Source organism: Streptomyces sp. 3211.6 (genome assembly GCF_003634815.1).
GTDB lineage: Bacteria > Actinomycetota > Actinomycetes > Streptomycetales > Streptomycetaceae > Streptomyces > Streptomyces katrae_A.
The window spans coordinates 3,843,470-3,855,759 of record NZ_RBXC01000001.1 but is presented as its reverse complement, the minus strand read 5'-3'; the positions used below and the strand labels follow the sequence as shown (position 1 = coordinate 3,855,759).

Below are 12,290 nucleotides of genomic sequence, written 5' to 3'. Positions count from 1 at the left end.
CGACTTGACGGACTGTCGGGCCGGAACTGGCCGGATCACCGCAGATCGGGCACGGTCGGGACCCGCGACGGCGGCACGGGAGGCGTGGGAAGGCGGGAGCAGCGGCGTGCAGTTCGGCATCTTCTCGGTCGGTGAGCTCGCGCCCGACCCCCGGGCCGGCCGCATGCCGACCGAGCACGAACGCATCCGGGCCATGACCGCCCTCGCCGTCCGCGCGGAGGAGGCCGGCCTCGACGTCTTCGCCACCGGCGAGCACCACAGCCCGCCCTACGTGTGCTCCGCGCCGTCCACCCTGCTCGCGTACGTGGCCGCCCGCACCCGGCGGCTGATCCTCTCCACCGCCACCACCCTGATCACCACCAACGACCCGGTGCGCGTCGCCGAGGAGTACGCGCTGCTCCAGCACCTGGCGGGCGGCCGGCTCGACCTGATCGCCGGCCGCGGCAACACCCCCGACGTCTACCCGTGGTTCGGCCAGGACCTGCGCGAGGCCCTGGCCCTCGCCCGCGAGAACTACGCCCTGCTGCACCGCCTCTGGCGCGAGACCGACGTCGACTGGCGGGGCCGCTCCCGCGCCCGCCTGGACGGCTTCACCTCCACGCCCCGCCCGCTGGACGGCGTACCGCCCTTCGTCTGGCACGCTTCGGTGCGCTCCCCGGAGACCGCCGAGCGGGCCGCGTACTACGGCGACGGGTTCTTCGCCGACAACCTCCTCGCCCCCGTCGGGCACTACGCCCGCCTGATCGAGCTCTACCGCACCCGTTACGCCGAGCACGGCCACGGCGCCCCCGAACAGGCCATCGTCGGCCTCGGCGGCCAGCTGTTCGTACGGGCCCGCTCGCAGGACGCGCTGAGCGGGTTCCGTCCCTACTTCGACCGCTCCCCGGCCCGCTCCCGGCACTGGTCCCTGGAGGAGGCGGCGGCACGCACCCCGCTGACCGTGGGCAGCCCCGACGAGGCCATCGAGAAGATCCTCGGTTTCCGGGAGGTCTACGGGCACTACCAGCGCCAGCTGTTCACCGTGGACCACGCCGGGATCCCGCTGGAGACCGCGCTGGAGCAGATCGACATCCTGGGCGAGCACATCGTCCCGGTCCTGCGCCGCGAACTGGCCGCCACCCGCCCGCCCACGATCCCCCCGGCCCCCCGCCACCCGGCGACGGAGCCCGGGGCGGCAGCCCACCCGTCGACGGACCCCCGGGCGGCAGCCCACCCGTCGACGGCCCACCGGGCGGCGGACCCCCGGGCGGCGGCCCACCTGTCGACGGTCCGGGCGGCGGCAGACCCCCCACCGCCCTCCGCCCCCGCCAGCGCCACCCGGACGGCCGAGCCCGCCCCGGCCGCACCGCCGAAGCAGCTCACCGGGGCGGCCGCCCGGCCGCCCGGCCGCATCGGACACACCGATCCGACACACTGAACGCATGTCGATTCACCAGAACCTGCTCGGGGGCCCTGCCCCCACCCACCTGCCCGACGAGCCCGCGCCCCGCGAGGCCCTCGCCGCCGGCACCGCCCCCGCCGAGGTGGCCGCCGCCCACCCGACCTCCTCCCTCGCCTGGGCCGCCCTCGCCGACGAGGCCTACGCCGCCGGCCGGACCGTCGAGTCCTACGCGTACGCCCGCACCGGCTACCACCGCGGCCTGGACGCCCTGCGCCGCGCCGGCTGGAAGGGCCACGGCCCGGTGCCGTGGGAGCACGAGCCGAACCGCGGCTTCCTGCGCGCCCTGCACGCCCTGGCCCGCGCCGCCGGCGCCATCGGCGAGAAGGACGAGTACGAGCGCTGCTCGACCTTCCTGCGCGACTCCTCCCCGACCGCGGCGGACACGCTCGCGTAACGGCCGGGCCGAGTGCCCTAGAGGCGCCCCGGATCTCCTGTTTATGATGCGATGCAGGGGACCGGGGCTCCACTCACCCAATCGGAAGGAGCGGACCGCTACCCGGAAGCACGTGTCGAGGAGACAGCGATGTCGCACGCCCTTGATGCCTCCGGAGCCGGTTCGGATACCCCGAACCTCGACTTCGCCGGCACCACCCCGTACGAGGACTACGTCCAGGCGGACGTCCTCACCCACCTCCAGCACCCCCGCTCGGACGACCCCGGCGAGATGGTCTTCCTGGTCACCACCCAGGTCATGGAGCTGTGGTTCACCGTCATCGTCCACGAGTGGGAGACCGCCGCCCGCGCCCTGCGCGAGGACGACATCCCGGTCGCGACGGACGCGCTGAAACGATCCCTCCGGGAACTGGAAGCGCTCAACCACTCCTGGCGGCCGATCGCCCACCTCACCCCCGCGCAGTTCAACGCCTACCGCGCGGCCCTTGGCGAGGGTTCCGGTTTCCAGTCCGCGATGTACCGCCGGATGGAGTTCCTCCTCGGCGAGAAGTCCGCGTCCATGCTGGTCCCGCACCGCGGCGCCCCCCGCGTCCACGCCGAGCTGGAGAAGGCCCTCCACGAGCCGAGCCTCTACGACGAGACCCTGCGCCTGCTCGCCCGCCGCGGTCTGCCCGTCCCGCAGTCGGTCCTCGACCGGGACCTCTCCCAGCGCTACGAGCCCTCCGCCGCGGTCGAGGCCGTCTGGACGGACCTCTACGCCGACCCCACCGGCGCCCACGCCGACCTGCACCGCCTCGGCGAGATCCTCACCGACGTGGCCGAACTGGTCTGGCGCTGGCGCAACGACCACCTGGTCGCCACCCGCCGCGCGATGGGCGCCAAGACCGGCACGGGCGGCTCCGCAGGGGTGACCTGGCTGGAGAAGCGCGCCTCCAAGAACGTCTTCCCCGAGCTCTGGACGGCCCGCAGCCATGTCTGACGCGATGCTCAACGACCTCCAGGCCCGCGCCGCCCGCCTCGACGCCGAGGACCCCCTCGGCAAGCACCGCGAGCGCTTCACCCTCCCCGAGGGCGTGGTCTACCTCGACGGCAACTCCCTCGGCGCCCTCCCCGCGGGCGTCCCCGGCGCGGTGGCCGACGTGGTCGGCCGCCAGTGGGGCGAGCTGCTGATCCGCTCCTGGGACGAGAGCGGCTGGTGGACCGCCCCCGAGCGGATCGGCGACCGCATCGCCCCCCTCGTCGGCGCCGCCCCCGGCCAGGTCACCGTCGGCGACTCCACCAGCGTCAACCTCTTCAAGGCCCTGGTCGGCGCCGCCCGCCTGGCCGCGCCCGGCCGCACCACGATGCTGGTCGACGCCACCACCTTCCCCACCGACGGCTACATCGCCGCCTCCGCCGCCCGGATGACCGGCCTGGACCTCGTCCCGGTCGACCCCTCCGACGCGGCGGGCGCGATGGACGAGCGCACGGCCGTGGTCCTCCTCAACCACGTCGACTACCGCACCGGCCGGCTCCACGACCTGCCCGCCCTCACCGGGGCCGCGCACGCCGCGGGCGCGCTGATCGTCTGGGACCTCTGCCACAGCGCCGGCGCCCTCCCCGTCGGCCTCGACGCGCACGCCGTCGACCTCGCGGTCGGCTGCACGTACAAGTACCTCAACGGCGGCCCCGGCTCCCCGGCGTACCTGTACGTGGCCCAGCGCCACCAGGGCGCCTTCGACTCCCCGCTCCCCGGCTGGAACAGCCACGCCGAGCCCTTCGCGATGACCCCGCAGTACACGCCCGCCCAGGGTGCGGCCCGGGCCCGCGTCGGGACCCCGGACATCCTGTCCATGCTGGCCCTGGAGTCGGCCCTGGACGCCTGGGAGGACGTGGACGTCGAGGCCGTCCGCGCCAAGTCCCTCGCGCTGACCGACTTCTTCCTCGACTGCGTGGCGGCGTACGTCCCGCCGGGCACGGTCGAGGTGGTCACCCCGCAGGAGCACGCCCACCGCGGCAGCCAGGTCTCCCTGCGCACCGACGGCGCCCGCGAGGTGATGGCGGAGCTCATCTCCCGCGGCATCGTGGGCGACTTCCGCGCCCCCGACGTGCTGCGCTTCGGCTTCACCCCGCTCTACGTCGGTTTCGCCGACGCCGAGCGCGCGGCGCGCACGCTGGGTCACATTTTCGGGTGACGCGGTAGCGAAACGTCACACCACCGGGCGGGCGGGGCTGCGGCTCCGCCCGCCTCCGTGCGGACTCGTCCCGACGGCTAGGGGCACGTGGCAGCCTGATACGGTCCCGCTCTGCCGGAACACCGGAACATCTGTCCCCGCTGTCACACGCGTTACCGAGAGGCCGAGCCGATGACGGACCCCGCAGTCGAACGGGACGCCGCCGAGGCCGCCGCGGCCTTCGCGCACCCCCCGGTCGCGCCGGACGCGAGCGCCGCGTACGGGGAACACCCCGACCAGGTCATCGACTTCTACGCCCCGCGCGGGGACTGCGCGGGCACGGCACCGCTCGTCGTCGTCCTGCACGGGGGCGCCTGGCGCGCCCCGTACGACCGCGAGCACATCACCCCGTTCGCCGACTTCCTCGCCCGGCGCGGCTTCGCCGTGGCCAACGTCGAGTACCGGCGCGGGAGTTCCCTGCCCCACCAGGGTTCCGAGGGCCCGGTCGCGGGCCGCTGGCCGGAGACCTTCGACGACGTCGCCGCCGCCATGGACGCCCTGCCCGGCCTCCTCGCGTCCGCCCTCCCGGCCGCCGACCCGCGCAGGACGGTGGTCACGGGCCACTCCGCGGGCGGGCAGCTGGCCCTGTGGGCCGCCGCCCGGCACGTCCTGCCGCCCGGCTCCCCGTGGCGGCTGCCTTCCCCGCCGCAGCTGCGCGGCGTGGTGGCGCTGGCCCCCATCGCGGACTTCGAGGTCGCGGAGAAGCTCGGCGTGTGCGGCGGGGCCTCGGCCCAGCTGCTGGGCGGCCCGGCCCACTGGGACGCCCGCCGCCCGTCGGCGGACCCCGCCTCGCTCCTGCCGACGGGCATCGCGACGACGGTGGTCCAGGGCCGCGAGGACATCGTGGTCCCGCCGGCGGTGGCGGAGTCGTACGCGGCCGCGGCGGCGAAGGCGGGCGAGATCGTGGGCCTGACCCTGGTCGAGGGGGTCGGTCACTTCCCGCTGATCGACCCGGCGGCGGACGCCTGCGCGGTGGTGGCGGAGGAGATCTCGCAGCTGGCCTGGTAGAGCCCGGCGGCACGGTGCAGCAGCAGCGCGTGCACGAACCGGTCCTCGGCCCTCGGCGGACACCGCCAGGCCAGCGGCCAGGCCCCGTCGAGCGCGGGCACGGGGATGTACGTGGTCCGGCGCGGCCCGGCCGTGAGCCGCCGGAACCCGGGGGGCCACATGCGGTACTGGGCGCTGCCGACGGGGATCAGGAAGTAGACGGGCCGGCGCCCGTTGGCCTGCACGACGATGGGGCCGGGGTCACCGCCCGTGAGCGTCACGAGCAGATCGGCGAGGTCCCGTCCCATGTCACCGTCCACGCGTAGGGCGTCAAACTGCACGCCGGCCTTGCGGAACGCGATGCCGGCGGGCGGGAGCCAGGTGGGGGTGGGCGTGAGGGGGCTGTCACTTTCAGTGTTCATGGAACAAGCGTGATGGCTCAGGTCTACCGTTTCCATAGCCCGGACTTGAAGGCCTGAGAGTCATGGGATTGCGTCGAACTGCGCTTGAGACCGTTTGAGTTCGTTTGAGTTCGGGGGTGTTCGCTATGCCGAAGCCGGAAGGCGGCAGGGGCGGGGGACCGGACGCGGAGGAGGAACGCCCGGCGACACAGCTGATGGCCGAGATCGCCCGAATCCTGCGCCTGGAGAAGGGCCTGACCCAGGAGGCCGTGGGGCGGCTCACCAACTACACGGGGTCGGCGATCAGCGCCATGGAGACGGGCGCCCAGCCGGTCAGCGACAAGATGCTGGAACGCCTGGAGGGGGCCATCGGCGACAACAGGGGCATCTTCGAGGCGGGGCGCAAGTACGTGCTGATGGAGAAGTACCCGGTGCGGTTCCGGGGGTTCTCGCAGATGGAGGCGTCGGCGCACATGATCTCGTCCTACGAGACGATGGTTCTGGACGGCCTGTTCCAGACCGAGGCGTATGCGCATGCGCTCATCGCCGGTAGCTATCCACAGGTCTCCCCGGCCAAGGTGCATGAACTGGTGGATGCTCGGCTCGCCCGCAGGGCGCTGTTCGACCGTGACCCGACGGCGATGATCGAACTGATCGTGGAGGAGTCGGTGTTGCGTCGCCCCTTCGGCAGCTGGGACATCATGCGACAGCAGCTGCACTCGTTGGCGGATGACGCCCAGCGCCACAACGTAACGGTCCAGGTCCTGCCCCTCGACCGGGGCCTCAAGGGGACTTACGCCGGGGACCGTGGCCCGATGAAACTGGTCGAGACGAAGGACCACGAACACGTGGTCTACATGGAGATCGAGGACGAGAGCATCCTGATCAGCAACCCGGCCAAGGTCTCTCGGCTGATCCAGCGGTATGCGAAGATCCGCGCACAGGCGCTCAGCCCTGACGAATCCCTGGGGCTCATCAAGCAGTTGGCGGGAGAACGGAAATGAACACCAGCACCCTGCGGTGGTTCAAGTCGAGCTACAGCGACAGTGGTGGCGGCAACTGCGTCGAAGTGGCCTTCGACTGGCGCAAGTCGAGCTACAGCGACGGCGGCGGCGGTAACTGCGTCGAGGTGGCGGGGTGCCCCCATGCCATCCACGTCCGGGACTCCAAGAACCTCGGCCCCACCCTCACCCTGGCACCCACGGCCTGGGCCGACTTCGCCAACTGGGCGGCCGGACGGGCGTAGTGACGACCTGGGCGCTCCTCATGGAGCAGAACATCCCCAAAGGCCACGGGTTGGCCTGGTCGGTCACTGTCCTGGGACACGTGGACGGGACCAGGGAAGAGGCCCTGACCGCCCTCCGCGCACGGGCGGACGCGTTCGACCCCGCGCTCTTCACCAAGGTGAACCGACGGCGGCTCTACGGCGACGGCGACGGTTTCATGCTGCTCATGGAGGGCCGCTTCGCACGCGCGTGGCACTACCGGTTCAAACTCGCCGAGCTACTCGAGGACAGCGCCCTGCCACCCCCACCGCCGGAGCCGGAGCCGGAGCCGAAGCCGAAGCCCGTGGAGCAGCGGAAGCCCCGGAGGCCCCGCCCGCCCAGGCCCCCACAACCACGGGCCGCGCCAAGGGAGGCCGACATCCCCGAGCGCCCCAGCTGGCTCGGACGGGACGACCTGGTCTGACCCACTCGGGCGGTCTCAGAGAGGGGCTGGGGGCTTCCCGTCAGTCCCACTGTCCTTCCGGTCCGGGCCGCCCTGTCAAGGGCGCTCCTTCGTCGCGTCGCTTCGCGATCGCCTGCGGCGACCCTTGACAGGGTGGCCCGACGCGGAAGGACGATGAGACTGACGGGAAAGCCCCAACCCCTCTCTGAGACCGCCCAGCTGGAACCCCGGTCATCCCCGGTACCGGGCCGTTGTCCCGTTCCGTCCCGCTCGGATCCCGCCGTGAGGCGGGTGGGCAAACACCGCCCGGCCCCTACCCCTCGAGGGGGAGATGGCGGCCCCCGCCCCTCAGCCCCACTGCTGCGCGGCCAGCGTTTCCACCGGCTGCGGCTTGCCGATGACGGCCAGGGCGATGAAGAAGTTGATCTGGCCGATCGCGATCGTCAGGGTGGCCAGCGCCTTCTCGTCGTAGTGCTTCGCCACCTCCGCGTACAGCTCGTCCGAGACGCGCTCCTTGCCCGGTGCCGGCGGCTGGAGGGTGGCCTCGACCAGGGCGAGGGCGGCGCGTTCCGCCGGGCTGAAGTACGGGGAGTCCTGCCACGAGGCGACCGAGGTGATCTGTTCCTCGGACACCCCGGCCTTCCGCAGGAAACCCGTGTTCAGGATGGTCAGGTAGGTGTTGTTGACGATCTGCCCCGCACGCAGGTGCACGAGGCTCATCGTGCTGCGGGGGACCGACCGGTTGCCGGTGGCGCGGAAGAGGGCGGCGCCGATGTCGGCCAGTTCCGGCACGAACTCGCCCGGGTTCGGCATGCGGGAGATCGAGGTGGTCGCGGTGGTCGGGTTGTCCGTCATGGCTGCCCGTCTCCTCGGGTGGTGGCCGTCGCCGTGTGCGTCGGCCCTCACCCCACTGACGTGCGGGCGGGCCGTGATGTGACAGCCCGGCGGGAGGAACCTCAGGCCGTCCCGTCCGGATCCTCCGTCTCCGTCTCCGCCTCCGCACCCGCCTCCGGCTTCGTGTGGAGGATCTCGCGGGCCTGTTCCGCCGCTCGGGCGATGCTCTCGGAGACGAAGTCGACGAACCGGGCGATGTTCTCCAGGCGGACGCCCGCCGGGGTCTGGGAGCCGAAGACGCCCACGCCCTGACGTGCGGTCTCGGCGAGGTGGGCGGTGCCCTTGGCGCTGGCGATCATCGACTGGTACCAGACGTCGTTGTCGGCGACGTACCGCTCGCGGCGGCGTTCGTCGCGTTCCCGGCGGACGAGGCCCTGGGTCTCCAGGAAGGCGATCGCCTTGGAGATCGACGCCGGGCTGACCTGGAGCCGCTGGACGAGTTCCGCCGCGGTGAGGCTGCCGGAGTCGCTGGTGTACAGGCAGGTCATCACCCGGGCCATCATCTTGGGCGTGCCCGTCGCGATCAGGACCGTCGTGAAGGTCTCCTCGTACGCGGCCACCGCCTCGGGGTCGCGTCCGTGGGCCAGCGGTGGGGCCTCCGGGCCCCGGGGCGCGGCCTGCTTGCGGCGGTGGGCGCGGTGTTCGGTGGCGCGGTGGGCCAGGTCGGCGCGGTAGGAGGCGGGGCCGCCGTTGCGCATGACCTCGCGGGTGACCGTGGAGGTCGGACGGTCGAGCCGTCTGGCGATCTCGGCGTAGGCGAGTCCGTCGGCCAGTCCCAGCGCGATGTGCTGGCGTTCGGCCTGGGTGAGTCTGCCTCCCGGCATTGCGTCCTCCTCGGTGGTGCGCGGTGAGGCGGCCAGCATAGCGTTCAGTTGCAGTCCATTGCAATGATCGGCCAGGTTTCGTTGCGTTAGATTTCAAGCCGATGCAACGATTTCAGTGGTGTGACCTGCGAAAATGAGAATCCGACGCAACGACAGTGTTGCCACTCCAACAAACGCAACTTAGCGTTTCTCCTGTCAGAAACAACGCCGAGCGCAGGAGACCACAATGCAGACCTTCGCCACCACCGCCGCCGTCTCGACCGTCCTCGACATCCCCGCCGGACGCATCCGGCTCGTCGCCGCCGACCGCTCCGACGCCACCGTCGAGGTCCGCCCGGCCGACGCGTCCCGGAGCCGGGACGTAAAGGCGGCCGAGGAGACCACGGTCGAGTTCCGCGACGGGGTCCTGCGGATCGCCGCCGCACCCGGCGGCAGCCGGATCATGGGCAACTCCGGCCACGTGGAGGTGACCGTGCAGCTGCCCGCCGGCTCCCACGTCACCGCGACCGTGGCCGCCGCCGAGTTCCGCACCGCCGGGCCGCTCGGCGAGGTCGTCCTGGAGGGCGCGCAGGCGGAGGTCAAGGTCGAGGAGGCCGCCTCCGCGCGGGTGACCGTCCAGGCCGGTGACGTCGTACTGGGCCGGCTGAACGGGCCCGCGGAGATCGGCACCCAGAAGGGCGACATCACCATCGCCGAGGCCGCCAAGGGCGAGCTCACCCTCACCACCCAGCACGGCGCCATCACGGTCGGCGCCGCCCGCGGGGTCAGCGCCACCCTCGACGCCGGAACCGGCTACGGCCGCATCCACAACGCCCTGAACAACACCGACGGCCCCGCGGCCGCCCTCACCATCCGCGCGACCACCTCCTACGGCGACATCACCGCCCGCAGCATCTGACCGGCCTCCCCCCCCGCATGGACGGCGGCAGAAGAAGCCTCCGCGACCGCACCTCCCGCCCCGCCTCACCACCTCCCCACCACACCCAAGGAGCGCACCACCATGACCGACGACCACCGCCCCGAGCTCCAGCAGGCCATCCAGGACATCGTCGACTCCGGCTGGGCCGGGATGCAGCTGCGGGTGAACGACCCGCGCGGAGAGTGGGTCGGCACCGCCGGGGTGGCCGAGCCGGGCCGGAGCGCCGCGCCGCCGGCCGACGGGCACTTCCGGATCGGCAGCAACACCAAGGTCTTCACCGCGACCCTCGTGCTCCTCCTGGTGGCCGACGGCCGGCTGGAGCTCGACGGCCCGGTCGCCGACCACCTCCCGGAGTACGGCCTGGACCCGCGGATCACCCTGCGGATGGTCCTCCAGCACACCAGCGGGCTGTTCAACTTCACCGGCGAGTACTACGAGGACGGGACGACCGCCCCGGGCATTGCCTGGGAAGGCCGGGAATGGGTGGACAACCTGCTGCGCACCTACCGGCCCGAGGAACTGGTCCGGCTGGCCCTGTCCAAGCCCGCGCGGTTCGAGCCGGGGGCGGACTGGAGCTACTCCAACACCAACTACGTCCTGCTCCGCCTGCTGGTCGAGAAGGTCACCGGCCGCCCGTACGCCGAGGAGATGCGGCGCCGGATCCTCACCCCGCTGGGCCTGACGGGCACCGTGGCGCCGGAGGACTCGCCGGAGATCCCCGAGCCGCACGCCCACGCGATGTACACCTACCAGGACGGGGAGGAGTGGAAGACGCTCGACGTCACCCGCTCGAACCCCTCCTGGATCTCCGCCGCCGGTGACATGATCTCGACCACCCGCGACCTGCACGTCTTCTTCTCCGCCCTCATGGGCGGCCGGATCCTCCCGGCCGGACTGCTGGAGGACATGCGCACGCCGCACCCCAAGCTGGGCTACGGCCTCGGGCTGTTCGTGCAGCAGACGGAGGACGGCCGCACCGTCTACACCCACAACGGCGGCATGTGGGGCTGGGGCGCGCTGATGTTCAGCTCGCCCGACGGCGCCACCACCTTCACCGCCTCGCTGACCTGCGGGGACGCCCGGCTCGACATGATGCGGGTGGGGGAGCTGTTCGGGGAGGCCCAGAAGCGGCTCGTCGCCGAGGTGTTCTGATCAGGGAGGGGCCGGGGTACGACGGAGGGGCGGGGCACGCATCGCGTGCCCCGCCCCTCAGCGCCGTACCGCCGTATGCCGTACCGCCGTCCTGCTTACAGGAACGAGTTGATCTCGATCGTCTCGGTGCGGCCGGGGCCGACGCCGATCGCGGAGATCGGGGCGCCCGACATCTCCTCCAGCGCCTTCACGTAGTTCTGCGCGTTCTTCGGCAGGTCGGCGAAGGTCTTGGCCTTGGTGATGTCCTCGGACCAGCCCGGCAGGGTTTCGTAGATCGGCTTCGCGTGGTGGAAGTCGGTCTGCGAGTAGGGCAGCTCCTCGACGCGCTTGCCGTCGATCTCGTACGCGACGCAGACCGGGATCTCCTCCCAGCCGGTCAGCACGTCGAGCTTGGTGAGGAAGAAGTCCGTCAGGCCGTTGACGCGGGTGGCGTAGCGGGCGATCGGGGCGTCGAACCAGCCGCAGCGGCGGTCGCGGCCGGTGGTCACGCCGCGCTCGCCGCCGATGCGGCGCAGCGCCTCGCCGTCCTCGTCGAACAGCTCGGTCGGGAACGGACCGGCGCCGACGCGCGTGGTGTAGGCCTTGAGGATGCCGATGACGCGGCTGATCTTCGTCGGGCCCACGCCGGTGCCGGTGCAGGCGCCGCCGGCGGTCGGGTTCGAGGAGGTGACGAAGGGGTACGTGCCGTGGTCGACGTCGAGCAGGGTGCCCTGGCCGCCCTCGAAGAGCACGACCTTGTCCTCGTCCAGCGCGTTGTTGAGGATCAGGGTGGTGTCGGCGACGTACGGCTTGATCTGCTCCGCGTACTGGAGCATCTCCTCGACGATCGCGTCGACCTCGATGGCGCGGCGGTTGTAGAGCTTGGCGAGCAGCTGGTTCTTGTTCTCCAGTGCCGCCTCGACCTTCTGGCTGAGGATCGACTCGTCGTACAGGTCCTGGACGCGGATGCCGACGCGGTTGATCTTGTCCGCGTAGGTCGGGCCGATGCCGCGGCCGGTCGTACCGATCTTGCGCTTGCCGAGGAAGCGCTCGCCGACCTTGTCGAGGGTGACGTTGTACGGCGTGATGAGGTGCGCGTTGCCGCTGATGAGCAGCTTGGAGGTGTCGATGCCGCGCTCGTTCAGGCCGCGCAGCTCGGAGAGCAGGACGGCCGGGTCGACGACGACACCGTTGCCGATGACCGGCGTGCATCCGGGGGAGAGGATGCCGGAGGGGAGGAGGTGCAGCGCGTACTTCTGGTCACCTACGACCACCGTGTGGCCGGCGTTGTTGCCGCCCTGGTAGCGCACCACATAGTCGACGGAACCACCGAGCAGGTCGGTGGCCTTTCCCTTGCCCTCGTCACCCCACTGAGCTCCGAGCAGCACAAGAGCGGGCACAGGCGTACACCTCTTCCGG

13 protein-coding genes and 1 pseudogene are annotated in these 12,290 nt (G+C 71.8%); 10 read left to right on the top strand and 4 right to left on the bottom strand.

Annotated features, from left to right (window positions below):
• Positions 1–106: 106 nt before the first annotated feature.
• The 5 genes and pseudogenes from BX286_RS17675 to BX286_RS17655 all read left to right on the top strand — a co-directional run.
• Positions 107–1,174: pseudogene (locus BX286_RS17675) on the top strand (CE1758 family FMN-dependent luciferase-like monooxygenase); the annotation flags it as partial.
• Positions 1,175–1,421: 247 nt separating this feature from the next.
• On the top strand, positions 1,422–1,835 hold the full coding sequence (locus BX286_RS17670) for a DUF3151 domain-containing protein (protein WP_079428282.1): 414 nt from the start codon (positions 1,422–1,424) through the stop codon (positions 1,833–1,835).
• Positions 1,836–1,964: 129 nt separating this feature from the next.
• Positions 1,965–2,813: a tryptophan 2,3-dioxygenase family protein gene (locus tag BX286_RS17665; RefSeq protein WP_100863389.1), complete on the top strand. Its 849-nt coding sequence runs from the start codon at positions 1,965–1,967 to the stop codon at positions 2,811–2,813.
• Positions 2,806–4,008, top strand: coding sequence for a kynureninase (gene kynU / locus BX286_RS17660; protein WP_079428278.1), 1,203 nt, complete (start codon positions 2,806–2,808; stop codon positions 4,006–4,008). Before BX286_RS17665 ends, kynU begins: the two co-directional genes overlap by 8 nt.
• 171 nt (positions 4,009–4,179) lie before the next feature.
• Entirely contained in the window at positions 4,180–5,055 is an 876-nt protein-coding gene (locus BX286_RS17655) for an alpha/beta hydrolase (protein ID WP_121015455.1), read from the top strand.
• Here BX286_RS17655 and BX286_RS17650 read toward each other — a convergent pair.
• Positions 4,980–5,456, bottom strand: coding sequence for a hypothetical protein (locus BX286_RS17650; protein WP_237292926.1), 477 nt, complete (start codon positions 5,454–5,456; stop codon positions 4,980–4,982). The genes BX286_RS17655 and BX286_RS17650 overlap by 76 nt on opposite strands.
• 125 nt (positions 5,457–5,581) lie before the next feature.
• On the opposite strand from BX286_RS17650, the gene BX286_RS17645 reads away from it, so the two are divergent.
• From BX286_RS17645 to BX286_RS17635, 3 genes are all read left to right on the top strand, one after another.
• Complete coding sequence (locus BX286_RS17645; RefSeq protein WP_261993455.1) at positions 5,582–6,439, top strand: helix-turn-helix transcriptional regulator; 858 nt, start codon at positions 5,582–5,584, stop codon at positions 6,437–6,439.
• Positions 6,436–6,681 (top strand): DUF397 domain-containing protein, encoded by a 246-nt coding sequence (locus tag BX286_RS17640; RefSeq protein WP_079428272.1) that lies wholly within the window; start codon positions 6,436–6,438, stop codon positions 6,679–6,681. The genes BX286_RS17645 and BX286_RS17640 overlap by 4 nt, the downstream gene beginning before the upstream one ends.
• 80 nt (positions 6,682–6,761) lie before the next feature.
• Positions 6,762–7,124, top strand: a complete 363-nt coding sequence (locus BX286_RS17635; protein ID WP_261993454.1) for a hypothetical protein — start codon at positions 6,762–6,764, stop codon at positions 7,122–7,124.
• A gap of 327 nt (positions 7,125–7,451) precedes the next feature.
• Here BX286_RS17635 and BX286_RS17630 read toward each other — a convergent pair whose 3' ends face one another.
• On the bottom strand, positions 7,452–7,958 hold the full coding sequence (locus BX286_RS17630) for a carboxymuconolactone decarboxylase family protein (RefSeq protein ID WP_107438274.1): 507 nt from the start codon (positions 7,956–7,958) through the stop codon (positions 7,452–7,454).
• Between the two features lie 101 nt (positions 7,959–8,059).
• Positions 8,060–8,821, bottom strand: coding sequence for a helix-turn-helix domain-containing protein (locus BX286_RS17625; protein ID WP_121017676.1), 762 nt, complete (start codon positions 8,819–8,821; stop codon positions 8,060–8,062).
• A 226-nt stretch (positions 8,822–9,047) separates the two neighbouring features.
• Here BX286_RS17625 and BX286_RS17620 point away from each other — a divergent pair, with 226 nt between their 5' ends.
• On the top strand, positions 9,048–9,719 hold the full coding sequence (locus tag BX286_RS17620) for a DUF4097 family beta strand repeat-containing protein (RefSeq protein ID WP_121015451.1): 672 nt from the start codon (positions 9,048–9,050) through the stop codon (positions 9,717–9,719).
• 102 nt (positions 9,720–9,821) lie between these two features.
• Entirely contained in the window at positions 9,822–10,892 is a 1,071-nt protein-coding gene (locus BX286_RS17615; RefSeq protein WP_121015449.1) for a serine hydrolase, read from the top strand.
• A gap of 95 nt (positions 10,893–10,987) precedes the next feature.
• Here BX286_RS17615 and BX286_RS17610 read toward each other — a convergent pair whose 3' ends face one another.
• Entirely contained in the window at positions 10,988–12,271 is a 1,284-nt protein-coding gene (locus BX286_RS17610) for an adenylosuccinate synthase (RefSeq protein ID WP_045945791.1), read from the bottom strand.
• Positions 12,272–12,290 lie beyond the last annotated feature (19 nt).

Bases quoted from the DNA above. Each gene is read 5' to 3' on its own strand.
- BX286_RS17625 (WP_121017676.1), bottom strand. From the start codon at position 8,821: ATGCCGGGAGGCAGACTCACCCAGGCCGAACGCCAGCACATCGCGCTG.
- BX286_RS17670 (WP_079428282.1), top strand. From the start codon at position 1,422: ATGTCGATTCACCAGAACCTGCTCGGGGGCCCTGCCCCCACCCACCTG.
- kynU (WP_079428278.1), top strand. From the start codon at position 2,806: ATGTCTGACGCGATGCTCAACGACCTCCAGGCCCGCGCCGCCCGCCTC.
- BX286_RS17650 (WP_237292926.1), bottom strand. From the start codon at position 5,456: ATGAACACTGAAAGTGACAGCCCCCTCACGCCCACCCCCACCTGGCTC.
- BX286_RS17620 (WP_121015451.1), top strand. From the start codon at position 9,048: ATGCAGACCTTCGCCACCACCGCCGCCGTCTCGACCGTCCTCGACATC.
- BX286_RS17640 (WP_079428272.1), top strand. From the start codon at position 6,436: ATGAACACCAGCACCCTGCGGTGGTTCAAGTCGAGCTACAGCGACAGT.
- BX286_RS17630 (WP_107438274.1), bottom strand. From the start codon at position 7,958: ATGACGGACAACCCGACCACCGCGACCACCTCGATCTCCCGCATGCCG.
- BX286_RS17655 (WP_121015455.1), top strand. From the start codon at position 4,180: ATGACGGACCCCGCAGTCGAACGGGACGCCGCCGAGGCCGCCGCGGCC.
- BX286_RS17645 (WP_261993455.1), top strand. From the start codon at position 5,582: ATGCCGAAGCCGGAAGGCGGCAGGGGCGGGGGACCGGACGCGGAGGAG.
- BX286_RS17665 (WP_100863389.1), top strand. From the start codon at position 1,965: ATGTCGCACGCCCTTGATGCCTCCGGAGCCGGTTCGGATACCCCGAAC.
- BX286_RS17615 (WP_121015449.1), top strand. From the start codon at position 9,822: ATGACCGACGACCACCGCCCCGAGCTCCAGCAGGCCATCCAGGACATC.